Below are 21,241 nucleotides of genomic sequence, written 5' to 3'. Positions count from 1 at the left end.
CCCGTGACCGTCACCGTCAGCGGGTTCTCCGAGATCCAGGACGCCTTCCTCGCCCACGTCCGGGACACCGAGTACGCGACCATGATCACGGTCGACCGTCGGAACCGCCCGCGCGCTCGCGTGCTGTTGCCCGTGGGGGAGGTCATCGACGGCGAACCGGTCGGCTGGCTCGCCTCGTACCCGGCTCCCGTCAAGAGCGCTCACCTCGCGGGCAACCCCCATACGACGTGCGCGTACTGGAGCCCCCGGCAGAACGCGGTCTTCGTGGACAGCGTCCCGACCTGGGCAGCGGACGAGGGATCCAGGGTCCACGCGTGGGAGGTGTACGAGCGGGGCGGTCCGCCCGGCATGGGTCACGACCCGTCCCCTTACCCGCCTGGCGGTCCCGGCTACCACGTGCTGCGGATCGAGCCGTGGCGCATACGGCTCGTCCGCGGTTCCGACCTGCGCGGCACACTCCGGCGGAAGCAGGAACCGGCCCCGGCGGTGTCCGGGCCTGCCGGCTCGAGGTCCTCGGACAAAGCCGCCGGCTGAAGGGTCGTGGGCAAGACGAGCGGCCCTCACCGCGGCCCCTCCCCTCGCGCAATCCGTCCCACCGCCCCCAACCGTGTGACGCGCTTGCCCAACAACAGAGAACCCCAGGTCAGCGATTATCTGACCTGGGGTTCGGTGGAGCCGCCTTCGGGATTCGAACCCGAGACCTACGCATTACGAGTGCGTTGCTCTGGCCAACTGAGCTAAGGCGGCGCGCCACGTGCTCCCCTGGGGGTGCAGCGGCGAGGACAAGTCTACACAGGTGGAAGGGGTGCTCACGCACACCCTTTCCGGGGCCCTACGACTGGCGGCAGCGCTGGGACGGGGGCGGGGGCGTGCCCTCCAGGAGGTAGGTGTTGATCGCGGTGTCGACGCAGTCGCTGCCGCGGCCGTAGGCGGTGTGGCCGTCGCCGTCGTAGGTGAGGAGGACGCCGGAGGAGAGCTGGGCGGCGAGGGACCGGGCCCATTTGTAAGGGGTGGCCGGGTCGCGGGTGGTGCCGACGACGACGATCGGGGGCGCGCCCTCGGCGGTGATGCGGTGCGGGGCGCCGGTGGCTTTCGCGGGCCAGTACGCGCAGGTCAGGGACGCCCAGGCCAGGCCGCGGCCGAAGACGGGGGACGCCTTCTCGAAGGACGGCACGGCGGCGGCGACCGCCGCGGGGGTGGTGAAGGCGGGTGGCTGGTCCAGGCAGTTCACGGCGGCGTTGGCGGGCATGAGGTTGGAGTAGCCGCCGTCGCCGTCGCGTTCGTAGTAGCTGTCGGCGAGGGCGAGGAGGCCGGAGCCCTCGCCGTCCATCGCGTGCGTGAGCGCCGTGCGGAGCTGGGGCCAGGCGGCCTCGTCGTACATGGCGGTGATCGCGCCGATCGTGGCGAGGGCCTCGCCGAGGGGCCGGTCCTGGCCGGTGGGGACGGGCGCGCGGTCCAGCCGGGCGAGGAACGCCCGCATGCGGGCGGTGGCGTCCCGTACCGACGTGGTGCCGAGGGGGCAGTCGGGGTGGGTCAGGCAGTCGGCGGCGAAGGCGCGGAAGGCCGTGTCGAAGCCGGCCGTCTGGTCGAGGTTCAGCCGGGCGGCGGTGAGGGACGGGTCCATGGCGCCGTCCAGGACGAGGCGGCCGGTGCGGGACGGGAACAGCTCGGCGTACGTGGCACCGAGGAACGTCCCGTACGACGCGCCGACGTAGGTGAGCTTCCCGTCGCCGAGCACGGCGCGCAGGACGTCCATGTCGCGGGCCGCCTCCACGGTGGACACGTGCGGCAGGATCCGGCCGGACCTCTTCGCGCAGGCCGAGGCGAACCTCTTGAAGGACGCGGCGAGCAGGTCGGTCTCCCGCCGGTCGTCCGGGGTCGGGTCGACCTGCGTGTGCGCGTCCATGTCCGGTCCGTCGAGGCACCGGACCGGTTCGCTGCGGGCCACGCCGCGCGGGTCGAGGGCGACCATGTCGTACCGGGCGCGGACGGGGGCGGGGTAGGCGAGCCCGGCGTACCCCTGGAGGTAGCCGACGGCGGAGCCGCCGGGGCCGCCCGGGTTGACCAGCAGGGAGCCGAGGCGCTTGCCGGGGCCGGTGGCCTTGACGCGGGCGACGGCGAGCCGGATCTGGGCGCCGCCCGGCCGCGCGTAGTCGAGGGGCGCCCGGAGCGTGGCGCACTGGAAGCCCGAGGTCCCGCAGTTGCGCCAGCTCAGCCGCTGGGCGTAGTACGGGCGGAGCGCGGCCGGGTCGGGCGAGACGGACGCGGCGGGCACGACGGCGGGCGCGGTGGCGTGCGGCGCCGGGACGTCCCGGGGGGCGCCGCTCCCGGTGCAGCCCGCCGCGAGGAGCAGGGCGAGCGCGGCGGCGGACGCGGACGTGCGGGGCAGACGGCGTGGGCGCATTCACCGGAGCGTAGTCGCGCGGTCACACGGGGCGACCGGGGATCCGCGCGCGTCCTACCCGTACGGCCTAACCGGCGCGCGGGGCCAGGGGGCTGACCGCCACGCGCGGGGCCGAGGGCTAGCCGGCGCGCAGGGCCAGGGTCATGGCCTCCACGGCGAGCAGCGGCGCCACGTTCCGGTCGAGGGCCTCGCGGCAGGCGAGGACGGCCTCGATCCGGCGCAGGGTCGACTCGGGCGTGCTGGCGCGGGCGATCCGGTCGAGCGCGTCGTGCACGTCCTCGTTGGCGATCGCCGTGCGCGTGCCGAGCTGGAGGGCGAGGACGTCCCGGTAGAAACCGGTCAGGTCGCCGAGGGCGAGGTCCAGGCTGTCGCGCTGCGTGCGGGTCCTGCGGCGCTTCTGCCTGTCCTCCAGCTCCTTCATCGCGCCCGCGGTGCCGCGCGGCATGCGGCCGCCCTGGCCCCCGCCGAGGGCCGCCTTCAGCTCCTCGGTCTCCTTGACGTCGGTCTCCTCGGCGAGCTGCTTGGCGTCCTCCCCGGAGGTGTCGATCAACTCCTGGGCGGCCTTGAGGCACCCGCCCACGTCCTGGACGCGCAGGGGCAGCTTGAGGACGGCGGCGCGGCGGGCGCGGGCGCGCTCGTCGGTGGCGAGGCGGCGGGCGCGGTCGATGTGGCCCTGGGTGGCGCGAGCGGCGGCGGCGGCCGTCTCCGGGTCGATGCCGTCACGCCGTACGAGCACGTCGGCGACGGCGTCCACCGGCGGCGTGCGCAGCGTGAGGTGCCGGCAGCGGGAGCGGATCGTGGGCAGCACGTCCTCCAGGGACGGCGCGCACAGCAGCCAGACCGTGCGGGGCGCGGGCTCCTCGACGGCCTTCAGCAGGACGTTCCCGGCGCCCTCCGTGAGGCGGTCGGCGTCCTCCAGGACGATGACCTGCCAGCGGCCGCCGGCCGGGGAGAGCTGCGCGCGCCGGACGAGCTCGCGGGTCTCCTTGACGCCGATGGACAGCAGGTCCGTGCGGATGACCTCCACGTCGGCGTGGGTGCCGATCAGGGCGGTGTGGCAGCCGTCGCAGAAGCCGCAGCCGGGCTCCCCGCCGAGCGCCCGGTCGGGGCTGACGCACTGGAGGGCGGCCGCGAAGCAGCGGGCGGCGGTGTCCCGGCCCGCTCCGGGCGGCCCGGTGAACAGCCAGGCGTGCGTCATCTTCGACTTCGCCGCGTCGGGCGCCTCGGCGCCCTGGGCCGCGGCCGTGACGAGGGCGTCCGCGTCCCGCGCGGCGGCGGCGAGCTGCGCCTGGACGCGGTCCTGGCCCACCAGGTCATCCCATACGGGCACGGGTCACCACCTTCTCCTCACACGGCGGCCCTTCCACCGGCGTCCCCCATTGTGGCGGAGCCCTCCGACAACGCCGTCCGCTCCGGCCGGCCGGGACGGGCCGTCTACCGCCACGCCCGGGACCGGCACTGAGGTCCGGGCCCGGCGTCCGAGGTCGGGCCTCAGCGGCGGCGGCCGCCCCTGCCGCCGTCCTCGTCGTCCTGGCCGCCGAGGAGTTCGTCGGCCAGGGACGGCAGGTCGTCCAGCGGGGTCTCCTCCGCCCAGTCGGGGCGGCCTCGCCGCGGCCGGCCCCGCTCGTCGACCTGGGGCAGCTCACGGGTCCGGTCGTCGGCGCCGGGCCGGACCTCGTCGCGGAAGAAACCGGGCGGCACGCGGTCGTCGGGCCGCTCGTCGCGTACGGGCGGCAGGACCGCCGTCTCGGCGACGTCCGGGGCGGGGTCGTCCTTGCGCATGTCGATGCGCTGGGTCTCCTCCTCCGGGCGGAACGCGGGCTCCTCGTCCTTGCGCATGTTGATGCGCTGCGTCTCCTCGTCGTCCTTGCGCAGGCCGATGCGGGGCGCGGGCAGGGGCTGCGTGATCTCCTCGGGCCGTACGACCGGGGTCGGCACCGTCACGTCGTGGGGCGACACGGTCGCCCTGGCCGCGGCGGCAGCGGCGGCAGCGGCGGCCGCCGCCTCGGCCTCGGCCGCCGCCTGACGGCGGGCCTCCTCCGCGCGCAGCAGGGCCTCCTCCGCCTTGCGCTGCTTCTCCAGGCGCCGTTCCTCGGCCTCGGCACGGAGCCGGGCCTCCTCCTCGGCCCGCCTGCGCAGCTGCTCCTGCTCCTCGCGGCGGGCCTTCTCCTCGGCCTCGCGCCGCCGCCGCTCCTCCTCGGCGAGCCGGCGCGCCTCGGCCGCGCGCTGGCGGGCCTCCTCGGCCTGCCGCTCGGCCTCGCGGCGGCGGGCCTCCTCCTCCTCGCGGCGCTTGCGCTCCTCCTCCTCGGCGCGGAGCCTGGCGAGCTGCTCCTGGCGCTCCCGCTCCAGGCGCTCCGCCTCCGCCTTGCGCCGGGCCTCCTCCTCGGCCTTGCGGCGGGCCTCCTCCTCGGCGGCCTTCCGCGCCTCCTCCAGGGCCTTCACCTCGGCCTCGGACAGCGGCAGCATCCGGTCGAGCCGGTGGCGCACGACGGTGGTGACGGCCTCCGGCTCCTGGCCGGCGTCCACGACGAGGTACCGGGCGGGGTCGGCGGCCGCGAGGGCGAGGAAACCGGCCCGTACGCGCGCGTGGAACTCGGCCGGCTCCGACTCCAGCCGGTCGGGCGCCTCCGTGAACCGCTCGCGGGCCGTCTCCGGCGACACGTCCAGCAGCACGGTCAGGTGCGGGACGAGCCCGCCGGTCGCCCAGCGGGAGATGCGGGCGATCTCCGTCGGGGAGAGGTCCCGGCCGGCGCCCTGGTAGGCGACGGACGAGTCGATGTACCGGTCGGAGATGACGACGGCGCCGCGCTCCAGTGCGGGGCGGACCAGCGAGTCGACGTGCTCGGCGCGGTCGGCGGCGTACAGCAGCGCCTCCGCGCGGTGGGAGAGCCCGGCGGACGAGACGTCCAGCAGGATCGAACGGAGCCGCTTGCCGATGGGCGTGGCGCCCGGCTCGCGGGTGACGACCACCTCGTGGCCCTTCGCGCGGATCCACTCGGCGAGGGCCGTGACCTGCGTGGACTTCCCGGCGCCGTCGCCGCCCTCGAGGGCGATGAAGAAGCCGGTGGGGGCCGGTGCCTGCGCCGGGTCGGCACCGCGCAGCGCGTCGCGCAGGTCGCGGCGCAGCGGCACGCCCGACCGGTCGTCGGTCTTGGCGAGGACGAGCGCGGCGACGGGCAGCAGCAGCGCGCCGACCAGCATCAGCGTGAAGGCGGCGCCGCCGTGCGCGAAGACGACGTCCCCGCCGGCGAGGCGGCGCGGGCCGATGGCCGCGGCGAGCAGCGGCGCCGCGAGCGCGCCGAGCGCGATGGCGACCCGGACGACGGCCTGGAGGTGCTCGGTCAGGCGTGTCCTGCGGAACTCCTCGGTCTCCTGGTCGATCAGCGTGTGCCCGACGTTCGCGGCGACACCGGCCGACAGGCCGGCGGCGAGCGCGAGGAACAGCACGGTCGCCGTGTCGGGCACGAGGCCCGTCACGAGCAGCGCGACCCCGGTGACGGCGGTCGCGAGGGCGAGAAGCCGGCGCCGGGACAGGGCGGGCAGGACGGCGCGGGCGGCGCGGACGCCCAGGCCGGTGCCCCCGGTCAGGGCGAGGACGAGCAGCGCGTACGTGACGGGGCCGCCGCCCAGCTCGGCCGCGTGCAGCACGGCGACGGCCGCGGCGGAGGCGACCGCCGCCGCGACGGCGGCGCAGACGAGGACGAGCAGCGGTATGGCGCCCGTGCGGCCCTTCTCCGTGCCCGTGCCGGTGGACGGCCGGCGCAGTCCCTCCAGCGGGGAGCGGGGGCGCGGCGTCTGCGTGCCGGGCAGCTGGAGGAAGTACAGGATCGACAGGGACCCGGCGAACAGCCCGGCCGCCGCGTACGAGCCGAGCGCCGCCTGGTGCGTCGCGAACCAGTCGACGCCGAGCGCCAGCAGCTTGCCGACGAGGGCCGTGACCAGCAGGGCGAGGGCCGCCGCCGGGATGGCGGCGAAGCCGGTGCGCAGCGAGAGCCGGCGCAGTGCGCCCAGGTGGTCCGGCAGGGGGCGCACGGCGGCGCCCTCCAGGGGCGGGGCGGGCAGCAGGGCGGGGGCGGCGCTGTCCTTGGTGATCGTCCAGAACCGCTCGGCGGCACCGGCCAGGAAGGCCGTGACCAGGAGGAGGAGGACGGCCTGCTCGGGCGTCCAGACGATCCACAGCGGGGCGACGACCAGCAGCGCGACCCGCACGCCGTCCGCGGCGATCATGGTCCAGCGGCGGTCGAGGGGGCCGCCGGAGGCGACGAGTCCGCTCATCGGGCCGAGCAGCACGGCGCCGAGGAGCAGGGTGGACAGCGCGCGGGCGCCGAGGACGGCGGCGACCGCGAAGGCCGCGCCGCGCGCTCCGCCGCCGAAGGTCTCCTCCGTGACGGCCGCGCGCACGGTCAGGAGGATCAGGACGAGCAGGGCGAGGGCGTCGGCGATGCCGCCGACGAGCGACGCGCTCCACAGCCGGCGCAGCCGTGGGTTGCGCAGCAGTGCCCGTACGGCGCGCTCGCGGGAGTCCGCGGCGAGTGCGGCGTCGGAGGCTTCGGGGTCTGAGGTGGGGCCCAGGGCCGTTGGCTGCTCGGCTCGCGTCATCCCCTCAGCCTATCCGCCCGGACCGGCACTCATACGCCCCGACCGAACGCGCGAGCGCACGGCCCCCGGTACGGTGCCGCGCCACACGCGTCACACGCGCCGCACGGGTGCGGCGGGGCGGGCGCGGGGCCGAGAGGGTACGGGCACACGCCCGGGCCGGGGCCCGGGCGTGTCCGACGGACGGCCGGCCGCCCCGGGCCCTCGGGCCGCGGGGCGCCGTGCCGCCTCACTCGTCGGAGGTGCCGGTCCTCGCCGTCGCCTTCTTGGCCGTGGCGGTCTTGGCGGTGGCGGCCTTGGCGGTCGTCTTCTTGGCGGCGGTCTTCTTCGCCGCCGTCGTCTTCTTCGCCGCCGTCTTCTTCGCCGCGGTGGTCTTCTTCGCCGGGGCCTTCTTGGCGGTCTTCTTCGCCGGGGCCTTCGCCCGCTTCTCGGCGAGCAGCTCGAAGCCGCGCTCCGGCGTGATCGTCTCCACGCTGTCGCCGCTGCGCAGCGTCGCGTTCGTCTCGCCGTCCGTCACGTACGGGCCGAAGCGGCCGTCCTTGACGACGACGGGGCGCTCGCTCACCGGGTCGTTGCCCAGCTCCTTCAGCGGCGGCTTGGCGGCCGCGCGGCCACGGGCCTTCGGCTGGGCGTAGATCGCGAGGGCCTCCTCCAGCGTGATCGTGAAGAGCTGGTCCTCGCTGCCCAGGGACCGCGAGTCCGTGCCCTTCTTCAGGTACGGGCCGTAGCGGCCGTTCTGCGCGGTGATCTCGACGCCCTCGGGGTCCTTGCCGACGACGCGCGGCAGCGACATCAGCCGGAGCGCGTCCTCCAGGGTCACCGTGTCGATCGACATCGACTTGAAGAGGGAGGCCGTGCGCGGCTTCACCGCGTTCTTGCCGGTCTTCGGGGTGCCCTCGGGCAGGATCTCCGTGACGTACGGGCCGTAGCGGCCGTCCTTGGCGACGATCGTGTGACCGGTCGCCGGGTCGGCGCCCAGCTCGAACTCGCCGCTCGGCTTGGCGAGCAGCTCCTCCGCGTACTCCACGGACAGCTCGTCGGGCGCCAGGTCGGCGGGCACGTCCGCGCGCTGGTGGCCCTCCTCGTCCTTCACGCCGCGCTCGATGTACGGGCCGTAGCGGCCGACGCGCAGCACGATGTCGTTGCCGACGGGGAAGGAGGAGATCTCCCGGGCGTCGATCGCGCCCAGGTCCGTGACCAGCTCCTTCAGGCCGCCGAGGTGGTCGCCGTCGCCGTTGCCCGCGTCGGCGGCGCCCGCGCCCCCGGCGGCGAAGCCGCTGCCGGGCACCGTCTCGCCGAAGTAGAACCGCTTCAGCCACGGCACGGCCTGGGCCTCGCCCCGCGCGATGCGGTCGAGGTCGTCCTCCATCCGCGCGGTGAAGTCGTAGTCGACGAGCCGGCCGAAGTGCTTCTCCAGCAGGTTGACGACGGCGAAGGAGAGGAAGGACGGGACGAGCGCCGTGCCCTTCTTGAAGACGTAGCCGCGCTCCAGGATCGTGCCGATGATCGACGCGTACGTCGACGGGCGGCCGATCTCGCGCTCCTCCAGCTCCTTGACCAGCGACGCCTCGGTGTAGCGGGCCGGCGGCTTGGTGGCGTGGCCGTCCGCCGTGATCTCCTCGGCGGCCAGGGCGTCGCCCTCGGCGACCTGCGGGAGGCGGCGCTCGCGGTCGTCGAGCTCGGCGTTCGGGTCGTCGGCCCCCTCGACGTACGCCTTCATGAAGCCGTGGAAGGTGATCGTCTTGCCGGAGGCGCTGAACTCGGCGTCGCGGCCGTCCGAGGAGCGGCCGCCGATCCGGACGGTGACGGAGTCGCCGACCGCGTCCTTCATCTGGGAGGCGACGGTCCGCTTCCAGATCAGCTCGTACAGCCTGAACTGGTCGCCGGTCAGTCCGGTCTCGGCGGGCGTGCGGAAACGGTCCCCCGAGGGGCGGATCGCCTCGTGCGCCTCCTGCGCGTTCTTGACCTTCCCGGCGTACGTGCGCGGCGCGCCCGGCAGGTAGTCGGCACCGTACAGCTGCGTGACCTGCGCGCGGGCGGCGGCGACGGCCGTGTCGGACAGCGTCGTGGAGTCCGTGCGCATGTAGGTGATGAAGCCGTTCTCGTACAGCTTCTGCGCGACCTGCATCGTGGCCTTCGCGCCGAAGCCGAGCTTGCGGCTCGCCTCCTGCTGGAGGGTGGTGGTGCGGAACGGCGCGTACGGGGAGCGGCGGTACGGCTTGGACTCGACCGAGCGGACGGCGAACCGGGTGTCGGCGAGCGCGGCGGCCAGGGCGCGGGCGTTCGCCTCGTCGAGGTGGAGGACCTGGTCGCCCCTGAGGCGGCCGTCCGAACCGAAGTCACGGCCCTGGGCGACGCGGCGGCCGTCGACCGAGGCGAGGCGGGCCGTCAGGGTCGAGGGGTCGGAGGCGTCGCCGGCGCGGCCGGTACCGAAGGTGCCGGTGAGGTCCCAGTACTCGGCGGAGCGGAAGGCGATGCGCTCGCGCTCCCGCTCGACGACGAGCCGGGTGGCGACGGACTGCACGCGGCCGGCCGACAGCCGGGGCATGACCTTCTTCCACAGGACCGGCGAGACCTCGTAGCCGTACAGCCGGTCCAGGATGCGGCGGGTCTCCTGGGCGTCGACCATCCGCTTGTTCAGCTCGCGGGGGTTGGCGACGGCCTGCTGGATCGCGTCCTTGGTGATCTCGTGGAAGACCATCCGGTGGACGGGGACCTTGGGCTTGAGGACCTCCAGGAGGTGCCAGGCGATGGCCTCGCCCTCGCGGTCCTCATCGGTGGCCAGGTAGAGCTCGTCGGACTCGGCGAGCTGCTCCTTCAACTTCCTGACCTGGGCTTTTTTGTCGGCGTTCACGACGTAGATCGGCTGGAAGTCGTGTTCGACGTCCACGCCGAGCCGGCGCACCTCGCCGGTGTACTTCTCGGGCACCTCCGCGGCGCCGTTCGGGAGGTCGCGGATGTGCCCGACGCTCGCCTCGACGACGTAGCCGGGGCCGAGGTAGCCCTTGATCGTCTTCGCCTTGGCAGGGGACTCGACGATGACGAGTCGGCGGCCGCCCTGTGCGGTCTCGCGTGTCGGGGACAACTCTTCGCTCTTCTCTCCGGTCGGCGCTCGGTGCATGTGCGGCGCGACGCCGCCCCGTCCGGGGCGCACCGCGGGCACTGCGGGCACTGCGCCACGGCTGTGGCGCTGCTGTCGCTGCGGAGTGTGACGGTACAACCCGCCCCCGTGTCAAACGGCGAAAGCCCGCAACGGCCACTCGAACGGTAACCCGACTTCTGCCCTTCCTGCCGCCCGGACTCCCTTCGCGGTGCGGAGGGCCGCGTTCCGGCGAAGGGCGGTCCGCGCCGTGCGCCGGGCCGTCCGGGTCGCCGGTCTCCGCCCGGTTCGGCCTGCTCGGAGGGGTACGTCCCTGGTCGTGGCGGTGTCGGCGGCGCCGGCCGCCGGAGCGGTGGGGGCGGCTCCGTCAGATCCGGCCGAAACACCACACGCCGAGGGCCAGGAACGCCACGCCGGCCCCGACGGCGAAGGCGACGGCTGTGGCCGGGTTCACCCCGTGGGCCACCGGTGCGCGGTGCGTCACACGCGCCGCCGTCCACACCAGCAGCCCCGCGCCGAAGATCGTGAACGCCGCGCCGGCGAAGATGGCCGGTCCGCTCTCCATGCCCGTACCCCGTTCCGTCGTACCAGTCCTCGGGGCCCCGCAGGTCGCGCGCGAGCCGACCGCGTGCGGCACGGGCCCGGCACCGACCGCCGCGTGCCGCGGTTCCGGGGCCCGGGTGCCGGGCGGGCGGAGTGCCGCACGGGACGGTGCCGTCACGGCCGCGTGCCCGCGGCGCTCCCCGCCGGCGGGTGCCGGCCGGGTGGTGCCGCGGCGGCCCCGGGCCGGGGCCGGGGGCCGTGCTGCGGGGTGTCCACGGGGAGGTTGACACCTCCGGGCGTCGGGAGCGCGAATTACGGGTGAACGGCGCGGGGACCGGCGCCGCCGTTCACCCGCCCGGCGTCGTGTCAGCCCCGCCCGTCCGGCCGCGCGGGCTCCAGGAAGCCCTCCTCCACGAGGAGGCGGATCGCCCGGGGCGTGCGGTCCCGCAGCACGACCGGGTCCTCGCCCGTCAACTGGGCGATGGCGTCCAGGATGCGGCCCGCGCTGAGCGTGCCGTCGCAGACGCCGGTGAACCCGGCGCCCACCGTGTCGACCTTGGTCGCCCGCCGCATCCCGCGGTTCTGCCGCAGGATGACGTGCTCGGGGTCTTCCGCGCCCGGCAGCCCGACCTGCTCCTGCACCACCTCGGGGGCGAGCACGAAGTGGTCGGCGAGCAGGGCCGCGTCGTCCCGCGCCCGGAGGTAGTCCTGGCGGGCGAAGTGCGCCCGCACGGTCTCGCCGAGCGGCTGTTCGACCGGGTGCGGCCACTCCTCGACGACGACGGACGGCTCGTCCGCGCCGGACCTGCGCAGCGTGATCCAGCCGAAGCCGACCGCCTTGGTCCTGCGTGCCTCGAACTCGTCGAGCCACGCCTCGTACCGTGCCTGGTACTCCTCCGGGCCGGCGCGGTGGTCCCCGGCGTCCCGCAGCCACAACTCCGTGTACTGGGTGACGTCCTGGACCTCCCGCTGGATGATCCAGGCGTCGCACCCGCGCGGCACCCACGAGCGGACGCGGTCCTTCCAGTCCTCCCCCTCGACGTGCTGCCAGTTGGCCAGGAACTGCGCGTAGCCGCCGTCGTTGAGCCGCTCCCCGGCCTGCTGGACGAGGACGCGGCACAGGTCGTCGCCGCCCATCCCGCCGTCCCGGTAGGTGAGCCGGGCGCCCGGGGAGATGACGAACGGCGGGTTCGACACGATCAGGTCGTACGTCTCCGACCCGACCGGCTCGAACAGCGAGCCGGTCCGCAGCTCGGCCTCCGGTGCGCCGGACAGCGCGAGCGTCAGCCGCGTGAACTCCAGCGCCCGCGGGTTGAGGTCCGTCGCCGTCACCCGTGTGGCGTGCCGCGTGGCGTGCAGCGCCTGGATGCCGGAGCCGGTGCCGAGGTCCAGCGCGGAGGCGACGGGGGTCCGCACGGTGAGCCCGGCGAGCGTGGTGGACGCGCCGCCGACGCCGAGGACGACGCCCTCGCCCCTGCCGCCGGCCCCGCTCGCGCCGCCCACGGCGCACCCGAGGTCGGAGACGATGTACCAGTCCTCGCCGTCGGGGCCGCCGTACGGGCGCACGTCGACCGCGGCCCGGACGCCGTCGCCGTCCCGTGCCACCCAGCCGTCCGCGAGCGCCTCGTCCATCGGGAGGGCGGAGCGCGCCTGCTCGTACGGCACCCGCTGCTGGAGCAGGAACAGCCGGACGAGGGCGTCCAGCGCCCCGTCCCCGCGGGTGGCGCGCAGGGCGGGCACCGTCTCGCTGCGCGCGAGGGCGGCGTAGGCGGGCGCGCCGAGCCGGTCGAGGAGCCCGTCGGCGGTGAAGCCGGCGGCCAGGAGGGCGGCGCGCAGGCGGTCGGCGTGGTCGGGCACCGGGAGGCTGGTGGTCAGGCTGGTCGTACTCACCCACTCATTGTGACCGGCGCCACGGGCGATGACGAACGGCCCGGCTTCCCTGTGGACAACCGGGCCGGACGACTGGGGCGGGTACCGCTACTCGGACGCGGCGCTCGTCGAGGCGGAGGGCTTCGCCGAAGTGGAGGGCTTGGCCGGGGCGGAGGGCTTCGCCGACGCGCTGCCGGAGGCGGCGGCGGACGGGGAGGCGGGCGCGGCGTCACCGGGCTTGGCGGCGGGGCCGCTGGTCGCGGTGGGCGCGACGGACGCCCTGGTCTTCTGGCAGCCCGGCTGCTTGGCCATGGCCTTGCCCAGTTCACCGGACTGGATCTTGGCCAGCGCGTCCTGGTCCATCTTCTCGATGCGCTTCAGCCCGTCCGCGACGCCCTGGAGGCCGTCGGCGAACTTCTGCTGGTCCTTGGGGTCGAGGGCGTCGACCTGCTTCCTCAGGCCCTCGTAGGCCGTGGCGGTGGCGTTGAGCTCCTTGATGGCGTCCTGCCGGAGCTTCTCGCCGTTCTCGACGGGCGGGACGCCGGCGCTCTCGACCGCCTTGGCGAGCGCCTTGTCCGTGTCGGCGATGTCCTGGAACGCCTTCGAGTCCGCCGCCTGGACGTCGGCTGGCTTGCCGTCCGCCGCCGTCGAGATGATGGTCTGCTGGGCGTCGGCCCGCTTCTGGATCTGTGGCTTGGCCTGGTCGCAGAACGTCTTCGCCCAGGCGTCCACCTTCTGGCCTTCGTCGACTTCGTCACTGCTGCAGCCCGACAGCGCGAGTACCAGCACCGCACCGCCGGACAGCGCGGCTGCAAGCTTCTTGTTCACCGGATCGGTCCCTTCCGAGGCTCTCGGCCCCGGAACATACACGCCAAGTGGGCGACACCCGCGTGTCGTGTCACCATTACGCACCCTTTTGCACCGTTTGCACCAAGGGAGAGAAGGCTCACCGAAAAGGCTCCGGCATCCGGTGGACCGGCCCGGCCGCGGGCCGGCCACCCCTGCCCGGCCAGGCGTCACACCGTGGTACGGCCGGCCGTCACCGGACGGGGGCCGCCTCGTCGGGGGAACCCGTGACGCGCCCGGGCGTGTCCTCGCCGTCCCCGGCCACCGAGCGCCGCTTGGAGACGTACACCGCGGCGACGATGACGACGATCGCGACCGTCGCCGCCGCGGCCCGGACGCCGGCGCTGGAGTCGGGGCCGTGGCCGAACCGGACGACGGCGGGCGCGATGAGCAGCGCCACCAGGTTCATGACCTTGAGCAGCGGGTTGATCGCCGGTCCCGCGGTGTCCTTGAACGGGTCGCCGACCGTGTCGCCGATCACCGTCGCGGCGTGGGCCTCGCTGCCCTTGCCACCGTGGTGGCCGTCCTCGACGAGCTTCTTGGCGTTGTCCCAGGCACCGCCCGAGTTCGCCAGGAAGACCGCCATCAGGAGGCCGGTGCCGATGGCTCCCGCGAGGTAGGCGCCGAGCGCGCCCACCCCGAGGGTGAAGCCGACCGCGATGGGCGCCATCACGGCCAGCAGGCCCGGGGTCGCCAGTTCGCGCAGGGCGTCCTTGGTGCAGATGTCGACGACCCGCCCGTACTCCGGCTTCTCCGTGCGGTCCATGATCCCGGGGTGCTCGCGGAACTGGCGGCGCACCTCGTACACCACCGACCCCGCCGAACGGGACACCGCGTTGATGGCCAGTCCGGAGAAGAGGAAGACGACCGCGGCGCCGAGGACGAGCCCGACGAGGTTGTTGGGCTGCGAGATGTCCATGCTGAGGGTCGTCTCGGTGGCCCTGGCGCCCACGTCGGCGACGGCGGTGGCGATGGCGTCCCGGTACGAGCCGAACAGCGCCGAGGCCGCGAGGACCGCCGTGGCGATGGCGATGCCCTTCGTGATCGCCTTGGTGGTGTTGCCGACCGCGTCGAGGTCGGTGAGGACCTGCGCGCCGGGGCCCCGGACGTCGCCGGACATCTCGGCGATGCCCTGCGCGTTGTCGGAGACGGGCCCGAAGGTGTCCATCGCGACGATGACGCCGACGGTGGTGAGCAGCCCGGTGCCGGCGAGCGCGACGGCGAACAGCGCGAGCATGATCGACGCGCCGCCGAGGAGGAACGCCCCGTAGACGGCCAGGCCGATCAGCAGGGCCGTGTAGACGGCGGACTCCAGGCCGAGGGAGACCCCCGCGAGGACGACGGTGGCGGGGCCGGTCAGCGACGACTTCCCGACGTCCTTCACGGGCCGCCGGCTCGGCTCGGTGAAGTACCCGGTCAGCTGCTGGATCAGCGCGGCGAGGACGATGCCGAGGGCGACGGCCACGAGCGCCAGGACCCGGGGGTCGCCGCCGTGCGCCCGCACGGCGGTGTCGGTGACGCCCTCCAGCTCCGCGAATGAGGCCGGCAGGTGGACGAACGCGGCGACCGCCACGAGCACGAGCGAGATGACGGCGGAGAGGAAGAACCCGCGGTTGATCGCCGACATGCCGCTGCGGTCGGAGCGCCGGGGCGCGACCGCGAGGATGCCGATCATCGCGGTGACGACGCCGATCGCCGGGACGACGAGGGGGAAGACGAGGCCGAGGTCGCCGAAGACGGCCTTGCCGAGGATCAGCGCGGCGACGAGCGTGACGGCGTACGACTCGAAGAGGTCGGCGGCCATGCCGGCGCAGTCGCCGACGTTGTCCCCGACGTTGTCGGCGATGGTGGCGGCGTTGCGCGGGTCGTCCTCGGGGATGCCCTGCTCGACCTTGCCGACCAGGTCGGCGCCGACGTCGGCGGCCTTGGTGAAGATGCCGCCGCCGACGCGCATGAACATGGCGATCAGGGCGGCACCGAGGCCGAAGCCCTCCAGGACCTTGGGCGCGTCCGCCCCGTAGACGAGGACGACGCAGCAGACGCCGAGCAGTCCGAGGCCGACGGTGGACATGCCGACCACGCCGCCCGTGCGGAACGCGATCCTCATGGCCCTGCGGGAGACGGCCGCCGGGTCCCTTCCCGGCTCGCCCGGCGCCGAGGTGGCCTCACGCGCCGCCGCCGCCACCCGCACGTTGCTCCGCACGGCGAGGCGCATGCCGACATACCCGATGACGGCGGAGAAAAGCGCGCCGACGAGGAAGAACAGCGAACGACCGGCGCGCTGGGCCCAGTCGTCGGCCGGAAGCAGCATGAGGAGGAAGAAGACGACGGCCGCGAAAACCGCCACGGTCCTCAACTGCCGTGCCAGATAGGCGTTGGCGCCTTCCTGGATGGCGGCGGCGATCCTCCTCATGGATTCGGTGCCCTCACCGGCGGCCAGCACCTGGCGGACGAGCAGCCGGGCGACGACCAGGGCGATCAGCGCCACGAAGGCGATCGCGATCACGATGATCCGGTTCTCTCCGGTGAGGACCGCGGCGGCGAGCGGGCCCGGGCCGGGGGACCGCTGTGGGGCGAGGAGCTCCGCCATTCGTCCTCCTCGATGTCGGAGCCCGGGACACGGACGGCTTGCAGGGAGCGGCACCCGGTCGGCACGGGGCGTCGAGAAAAAGAATCGGCCGCGCCCTTCCGGTCGGCAAATGATCCGTTTTCGAAATCCACCCGGAAGCAGTAGCGGGGTGGCGGTGCCGACTTCCGGGGAGAGGGCCCCGAAGGATTCCGGAAAAGGAAGAAGGCCCTGCTCGGCAGGGCCTTTCACGGGTGGTGCGGGAGGCGCGGGGACCTCAGAGGGCTTCCGCGAGACCCGCCCTGGGCCAGCTCATCCGAATGAGTCCGCCGCGCTCCCCCGCGGACACCTCGACGTCGTCGACGAGCCCGCTGATCACCGCGAGCCCCATCTGGTCCTCGCCCTCCGCGTCGTCGAAGTCCCGGGTCGGCGCGCCGCTGCGCGAACCGGGCACACCGGCCGCGTCGGCGGCCGCGACACCGGCGCCGGGCACCTCGTCGCCGACCTCGATGGAGAACGCCTTCTCCTCCTCGGTCAGCATCACCTTGACGGGCGCGGTGACGCCGTTGCTGCGGTGCAGTCCGACGGCGCGGGAGCACGCCTCACCCACGGCGAGCCTGACCTCGTCCAGCACGGCTTCGTCGACCCCTGCCCGGCGTGCGACGGCCGCCGCCACCAGGCGGGCGGTCCTGACGTGCTCGGGCTGGGCGCTGAAGCGGAGTTCAACGGTGGCCATGCGGTCCCCCTCGGGCGTACGAGCGTGTCTCCCAGGGGTCCGGGCCAGCTGCCCGGTGCCCCTGCCGTTCCACCGGACGTCCCGGGTCCGTCCGGCACATCCGCACCGCCGGGGCGCTGGGCCACCAGCGGCGGTACCGCCTCCCGCGCGTCCTGTGGGCCCCGCGGACCCGGAGCCCTCCCACAAGGCCATGTGCCCGGTGAGCGGGCCTTCACGCCCCGCCCAGGGGGCTCGTGGGCCCGTTTCCGGCTTTCCGTGCCGTCCCCTCACCGGTGGAGCCGGTGGAGGGCGCAGGGAGCCGCGGCCTCGGCACCGGGCCCTGGCGGGAGCCCGGCGCGGGCCCATGGCGGCGCGTGGCCGCCGCGACCTCGGGCCCCGACCCGGGGCCGTCGGCTCGCCACCGTCACCGGCGCGTGCAGGACACCGAGACGACCCGAGGGCCCCACGGGCTTCGGCACGGGCACGGCGAACCGGCCACCGGGCCACCGAACCGGCCCACGGCAGCGCCTCCCGCCGGCGCTCGGGCACCGCGGGAGCGGACGGGGGCGCGGTCGACGACCGCGGCGGCGTCCGGCCCGCACGGGGCCGGGCGTCGTCGTCCTGGTCAGTCGGTGGCGGCGACGGCCTCGTCGACCGTGGTGTGGATCGGGAAGACCTTGGTCAGGCCCGTGATCCGGAAGATCTTCAGGATGCGCTCCTGGTTGCAGACCAGGCGCAGCGAACCCTCGTGGGCGCGCACACGCTTCAGCCCGCCGACCAGGACACCCAGACCGGTCGAGTCCAGGAAGTCCACACCCTCCATGTCGACGACCAGGTGGTAGCTGCCGTCGTTCACCAACTCGACCAACTGCTCGCGCAGCTTGGGCGCGGTATACACATCAATCTCGCCACCGACCTCGACGACCGTACGGTCGCCACCAGGGCCGGACACATTGCGAGTCGACAGGGACAGGTCCACGGATCCTCCAGCACCTTGCTATCGAGCGGTCGCCCCCGGGTCTCCCCGACGGAGTCAGGGGACGGATCGCCAGCCGCGATGGCATTCAATCACTTACCAGCAGCCATGCACGACGCCTTGGGAGCATTGTCCGTCACGCCGGTGACACACTCGGTGTCGATGGCCAGGAATCACCGCCCCAGTCGTCCCCCCGAGAACGGGGACACCCGCCCCTCTCCCGGTGCGGTCCTCGACCGGCTCACCGCACGGGCGAACCGGGCTGCGCGCATCACTCATACGGAGCACCTGCCCCCGAGGGAGGGCCGGCATGCCGTCTGGCCGGATCGCATCCGTCCGGAAGTGATCAACGCCATTCACCAGGCCGGTGTCGACCATCCGTGGGTCCATCAGGCGGCCGCCGCCGAGCACGCCCTGGACGGCGAGTCGGTGGTGATCGCCACGGGTACGGCATCCGGAAAGTCCCTGGCCTACCTCGCACCCGTCCTGTCGACGCTCCTGGACGGCTCCGAGGCGGCGAACGGCCGGGGCGCCACCGCGCTGTACCTGTCCCCCACCAAGGCGCTCGCCGCCGACCAGCGGCGCGCCGTGCGGGCCCTCTCGGCACCGCTCGGCAACCGCGTCCGCCCGGCCGTGTACGACGGGGACACCCCCGTCGAGGAGCGCGAGTGGGTCCGCCAGTACGCGAACTACGTGCTGACCAACCCGGACATGCTCCACCGGGGCGTGCTCCCCTCCCACCCGCGTTGGGCCTCCTTCCTGCGCGCCCTGCGCTACGTCGTGATCGACGAGTGCCACACGTACCGGGGAGTCTTCGGATCCCACGTCGCGCAGGTGCTGCGACGGCTGCGCCGCCTGTGCGCCCGGTACGGATCCGACCCCGTCTTCCTCCTCGCCTCGGCCACCGCCGCCGAGCCGGCCGTCGCCGCGGGCCGTCTCACCGGCCTGCCGGTCCACGAGGTGGCCGACGACGCGTCGCCGCGCGGCGAGCTCGTCTTCGCCCTGTGGGAGCCGCCGCTCACCGAACTGGAGGGCGAGAACGGCGCTCCCGTCCGGCGCACCGCGACGGCCGAGACCGCCGACCTGCTGACCGACCTGACGGTGCAGGGCGTCCGCTCGGTCGCCTTCGTCCGCTCCCGGCGGGGCGCCGAGCTGATCTCGGTCATCGCGCAGGAGCGTCTCGCCGAGGTGGACCGGTCCCTCGCCCGCAGGGTCGCCGCCTACCGGGGCGGCTACCTCCCCGAGGAGCGCCGCGCCCTGGAGCGGGCCCTGCACTCCGGCGAGCTCCTCGGCCTCGCCGCGACCACCGCCCTGGAGCTGGGCATCGACGTGTCGGGCCTGGACGCGGTCCTCATCTCCGGCTATCCGGGCACCCGCGCCTCCCTGTGGCAGCAGGCGGGCCGCGCCGGGCGGTCCGGGGAAGGCGCCCTGGCGGTGCTGGTCGCCCGCGACGACCCGCTGGACACGTACCTCGTCCACCATCCGGAGGCGCTGTTCCGGCGGCCGGTGGAGTCCACCGTCCTGGACCCCGACAACCCGTACGTCCTGGCCCCGCACCTGTGCGCGGCAGCGGCCGAGTCGCCGCTCTCCGACGGCGACCTGGAGCTGTTCGGCCCCTCCACGGCGGAGCTGCTGCCGCAGCTGGAGACCGCCGGTCTGCTGCGGCGGCGGGCGTCCGGCTGGTACTGGACGCGTCGCGAACGCGCCGCCGACCTCGCCGACATCCGGGGCGAGGGCCGCAGCCCCGTCCAGATCGTCGAGGAGGGCACGGGGCGCCTCCTCGGCACCGTGGACGCCTCGGCCGCCCACACCACCGTCCACGAGGGCGCCGTCCACCTCCACCAGGGCCGTACGTACCTGGTGCGACACCTCGACCTGAAGGAGTCGGTCGCCCTCGTCGAGGAGGCCGCCCCGCCGTACTCCACCACCGCCCGCGACACCACCTCCATCTCCGTCCTGGAGACCGACACCGAGATCCCGTGGGGGGAGGGCCGCCTCTGCTACGGCTCCGTCGAGGTCACCAACCAGGTCGTCTCCTTCCTCCGCCGCCGCCTGATGACCGGCGAGGTCCTCGGCGAGACCAAGCTCGACCTGCCGCCGCGCACCCTGCGCACCCGGGCCGTGTGGTGGACCGTCACCGAGGACCAGCTGGACGCGGCCCGGGTGAACCCGGAGCAGCTGGGCGGGGCGCTCCACGCCGCCGAACACGCCTCGATCGGTCTGCTGCCGCTGTTCGCCACCTGCGACCGCTGGGACATCGGCGGCGTGTCCGTCCCGCTCCACCCCGACACGCTGCTGCCGACGGTGTTCGTCTACGACGGCCACCCGGGCGGCGCCGGGTTCGCCGAGCGGGCCTTCCACACCGCCCGTGCCTGGCTGGGCGCGACCCGCGAGGCGATCGCGGCGTGCGAGTGCGACGCGGGCTGCCCGTCCTGCATCCAGTCGCCCAAGTGCGGCAACGGCAACGACCCGCTGCACAAGCGCGCCGCCGTACGCCTCCTCACCGAACTCCTCCGGAGCGCCCCGCAGGACCCGGTGGGGCCGGACGCTCCCGGGGAGGGTCCTCCGGGGCCGGCCTCCCTCCGGAAGGACCCTCCGGGCCCGGGCGCCCGCCGGGAGCCCCGGGGGTCCTCGGCTCCCCCTCCCAAGGCCCCCGGGGCTCCGGCCACGCCTCCGCAGGGCCCGCCCGTGACCTGACCACCGGGGCGTACGGGCCGAGGCGCGCCCGTGCCGCCACCTCCGCGATCTCCCCCCGCAGGGTGCACCGCACCACCTCCGCCCGTTGCGCCCGCGCGACCCGGGCGGCCGCTTCGCAGGCGCCCTCGGCTCCCCGCAGGGCGCGGTCGGCCGCCGCGAGAGCCGCCAGGTCGGCCGCGCCGCCCGCCCGGTGCCGGACCGCCACGGCCTGGCCCAGGGCGAGCACCGCGGCGAACACGGCGCACAGCGTGCCCGCCGTCATGGCCGACCACACGCTCGCCGAGCCCCGGTCGCCGCCGTGTCTCAGGGACCGTCCTCCCCGCCCACCGCGTCCTCCGCGAGGGCGGCCGCCTCGGCGCGGAGGGTCACCCCCCAGGAGGCGGGCCCTGGCGCGGGCGCCTCGACCCGTACCCGCCACAGGTCGCCCACGCGTTCCACCACCACCCGCGCCCCGTCCGGTGCGGCCTCCCGGGTCGTCTCCACCGCCGACGCCTCCGGCTCCGACCGGGCCACCGCCCGTGCCCCGGCGCGCGCGGCGTCCACGCACTGGATCTGTGCGGCCGCCGCGACGAGCCCCCAGAGCAGCGCCATCGTGAACACCACCAGCGCGGGTGCCGACAGGGCCGCCTCCGCCGTCACCGAGCCCCGGTCCGCGCGCCGCCGGGCGCCGGGTCCGCGTCTCAGAACGGGGCATCGAGCGCCCTCTCGATCGTCGCCCGCAGTCCCGACGCCACGGCGTCGCTCGTCACGACCTTGTACAGCACGGCCGCGAAGGCGCACGCGGCGATCGTGCCCATCGCGTACTCCGCCGTGTTCATGCCGGCGTCCCGCCGCATGCCCGTCCGGGCCTTCGACCAGCGCCGCCTCGTCCATCCCGCCATCCGGTGCCACACGGCAACCTCCTTGTCTCGTACCACTCGTGTCGTTGC

At 74.6% G+C, this 21,241-nt stretch carries 14 protein-coding genes, 1 tRNA gene and 1 pseudogene; 2 read left to right on the top strand and 14 right to left on the bottom strand.

The genetic code is table 11. The features are described 5' to 3' along the window. Positions 1-3: 3 nt before the first annotated feature. Positions 4-534 (top strand): pyridoxamine 5'-phosphate oxidase family protein, encoded by a 531-nt coding sequence (locus tag IE106_RS26495; RefSeq protein ID WP_229840815.1) that lies wholly within the window; start codon positions 4-6, stop codon positions 532-534. 136 nt (positions 535-670) lie between these two features. Here the strand turns inward: IE106_RS26495 and IE106_RS26490 are convergent. The 11 genes from IE106_RS26490 to IE106_RS26440 form a co-directional block, all read right to left on the bottom strand. Beyond that, positions 671-747 (bottom strand) — tRNA-Thr (locus IE106_RS26490). 85 nt (positions 748-832) lie between these two features. Continuing rightward, complete coding sequence (locus IE106_RS26485; RefSeq protein WP_189537751.1) at positions 833-2,404, bottom strand: alpha/beta hydrolase; 1,572 nt, start codon at positions 2,402-2,404, stop codon at positions 833-835. A 118-nt stretch (positions 2,405-2,522) separates the two neighbouring features. Then, on the bottom strand, positions 2,523-3,734 hold the full coding sequence (locus IE106_RS26480) for a DNA polymerase III subunit delta' (RefSeq protein WP_189537750.1): 1,212 nt from the start codon (positions 3,732-3,734) through the stop codon (positions 2,523-2,525). 161 nt (positions 3,735-3,895) lie between these two features. Then, positions 3,896-7,003 (bottom strand): dTMP kinase, encoded by a 3,108-nt coding sequence (gene tmk / locus IE106_RS26475; RefSeq protein WP_189537749.1) that lies wholly within the window; start codon positions 7,001-7,003, stop codon positions 3,896-3,898. 226 nt (positions 7,004-7,229) lie between these two features. Next, positions 7,230-10,085, bottom strand: a complete 2,856-nt coding sequence (gene topA, locus IE106_RS26470) for a type I DNA topoisomerase (RefSeq protein ID WP_189537748.1) — start codon at positions 10,083-10,085, stop codon at positions 7,230-7,232. Positions 10,086-10,467: 382 nt separating this feature from the next. Beyond that, complete coding sequence (locus IE106_RS26465) at positions 10,468-10,665, bottom strand: hypothetical protein (RefSeq protein ID WP_189537747.1); 198 nt, start codon at positions 10,663-10,665, stop codon at positions 10,468-10,470. Between the two features lie 344 nt (positions 10,666-11,009). Continuing rightward, on the bottom strand, positions 11,010-12,533 hold the full coding sequence (locus IE106_RS26460; RefSeq protein WP_189537746.1) for a DUF7059 domain-containing protein: 1,524 nt from the start codon (positions 12,531-12,533) through the stop codon (positions 11,010-11,012). Positions 12,534-12,620: 87 nt separating this feature from the next. Then, on the bottom strand, positions 12,621-13,340 hold the full coding sequence (locus tag IE106_RS26455; RefSeq protein ID WP_189537745.1) for a small secreted protein: 720 nt from the start codon (positions 13,338-13,340) through the stop codon (positions 12,621-12,623). A 211-nt stretch (positions 13,341-13,551) separates the two neighbouring features. Beyond that, positions 13,552-15,948, bottom strand: coding sequence for a sodium-translocating pyrophosphatase (locus tag IE106_RS26450; protein ID WP_189537744.1), 2,397 nt, complete (start codon positions 15,946-15,948; stop codon positions 13,552-13,554). Between the two features lie 253 nt (positions 15,949-16,201). Beyond that, entirely contained in the window at positions 16,202-16,660 is a 459-nt protein-coding gene (locus tag IE106_RS26445) for an ATP-binding protein (RefSeq protein ID WP_189537743.1), read from the bottom strand. A 604-nt stretch (positions 16,661-17,264) separates the two neighbouring features. Next, a complete protein-coding gene (locus IE106_RS26440; RefSeq protein WP_003967428.1) occupies positions 17,265-17,618 on the bottom strand; it encodes an STAS domain-containing protein in 354 nt (117 codons plus the stop codon). A gap of 78 nt (positions 17,619-17,696) precedes the next feature. Between IE106_RS26440 and sftH the strand changes: the two genes are divergently transcribed. Then, a complete protein-coding gene (gene sftH, locus IE106_RS26435) occupies positions 17,697-20,312 on the top strand; it encodes a DEAD/DEAH box helicase (protein WP_229840810.1) in 2,616 nt (871 codons plus the stop codon). A 40-nt stretch (positions 20,313-20,352) separates the two neighbouring features. On the opposite strand, the pseudogene IE106_RS30535 reads toward sftH, so the two are convergent. From IE106_RS30535 to IE106_RS26425, 3 genes and pseudogenes are all read right to left on the bottom strand, one after another. Further along, positions 20,353-20,574, bottom strand: a pseudogene (locus IE106_RS30535) (Rv3654c family TadE-like protein); the annotation flags it as partial. A 41-nt stretch (positions 20,575-20,615) separates the two neighbouring features. Continuing rightward, positions 20,616-20,951 carry a TadE family type IV pilus minor pilin gene (locus tag IE106_RS30530; protein WP_373295986.1) on the bottom strand — a complete coding sequence of 112 codons (336 nt, stop codon included), beginning with the start codon at positions 20,949-20,951 and terminating at the stop codon, positions 20,616-20,618. A 41-nt stretch (positions 20,952-20,992) separates the two neighbouring features. Next, positions 20,993-21,205: a DUF4244 domain-containing protein gene (locus IE106_RS26425; RefSeq protein ID WP_373295985.1), complete on the bottom strand. Its 213-nt coding sequence runs from the start codon at positions 21,203-21,205 to the stop codon at positions 20,993-20,995. Positions 21,206-21,241 lie beyond the last annotated feature (36 nt).

The sequence above is a fragment of the Streptomyces roseolilacinus genome (genome assembly GCF_014649335.1).
GTDB lineage: Bacteria > Actinomycetota > Actinomycetes > Streptomycetales > Streptomycetaceae > Streptomyces > Streptomyces roseolilacinus.
This window is presented reverse-complemented; position numbering and strand designations above follow the sequence as displayed.

Coding starts and splice junctions, on each gene's coding strand:
- IE106_RS26485 (WP_189537751.1), bottom strand. CDS start 2,404: ATGCGCCCACGCCGTCTGCCCCGCACGTCCGCGTCCGCCGCCGCGCTC.
- IE106_RS26465 (WP_189537747.1), bottom strand. CDS start 10,665: ATGGAGAGCGGACCGGCCATCTTCGCCGGCGCGGCGTTCACGATCTTC.
- IE106_RS26450 (WP_189537744.1), bottom strand. CDS start 15,948: ATGGCGGAGCTCCTCGCCCCACAGCGGTCCCCCGGCCCGGGCCCGCTC.
- tmk (WP_189537749.1), bottom strand. CDS start 7,003: ATGACGCGAGCCGAGCAGCCAACGGCCCTGGGCCCCACCTCAGACCCC.
- sftH (WP_229840810.1), top strand. CDS start 17,697: ATGGCATTCAATCACTTACCAGCAGCCATGCACGACGCCTTGGGAGCA.
- IE106_RS26445 (WP_189537743.1), bottom strand. CDS start 16,660: ATGGCCACCGTTGAACTCCGCTTCAGCGCCCAGCCCGAGCACGTCAGG.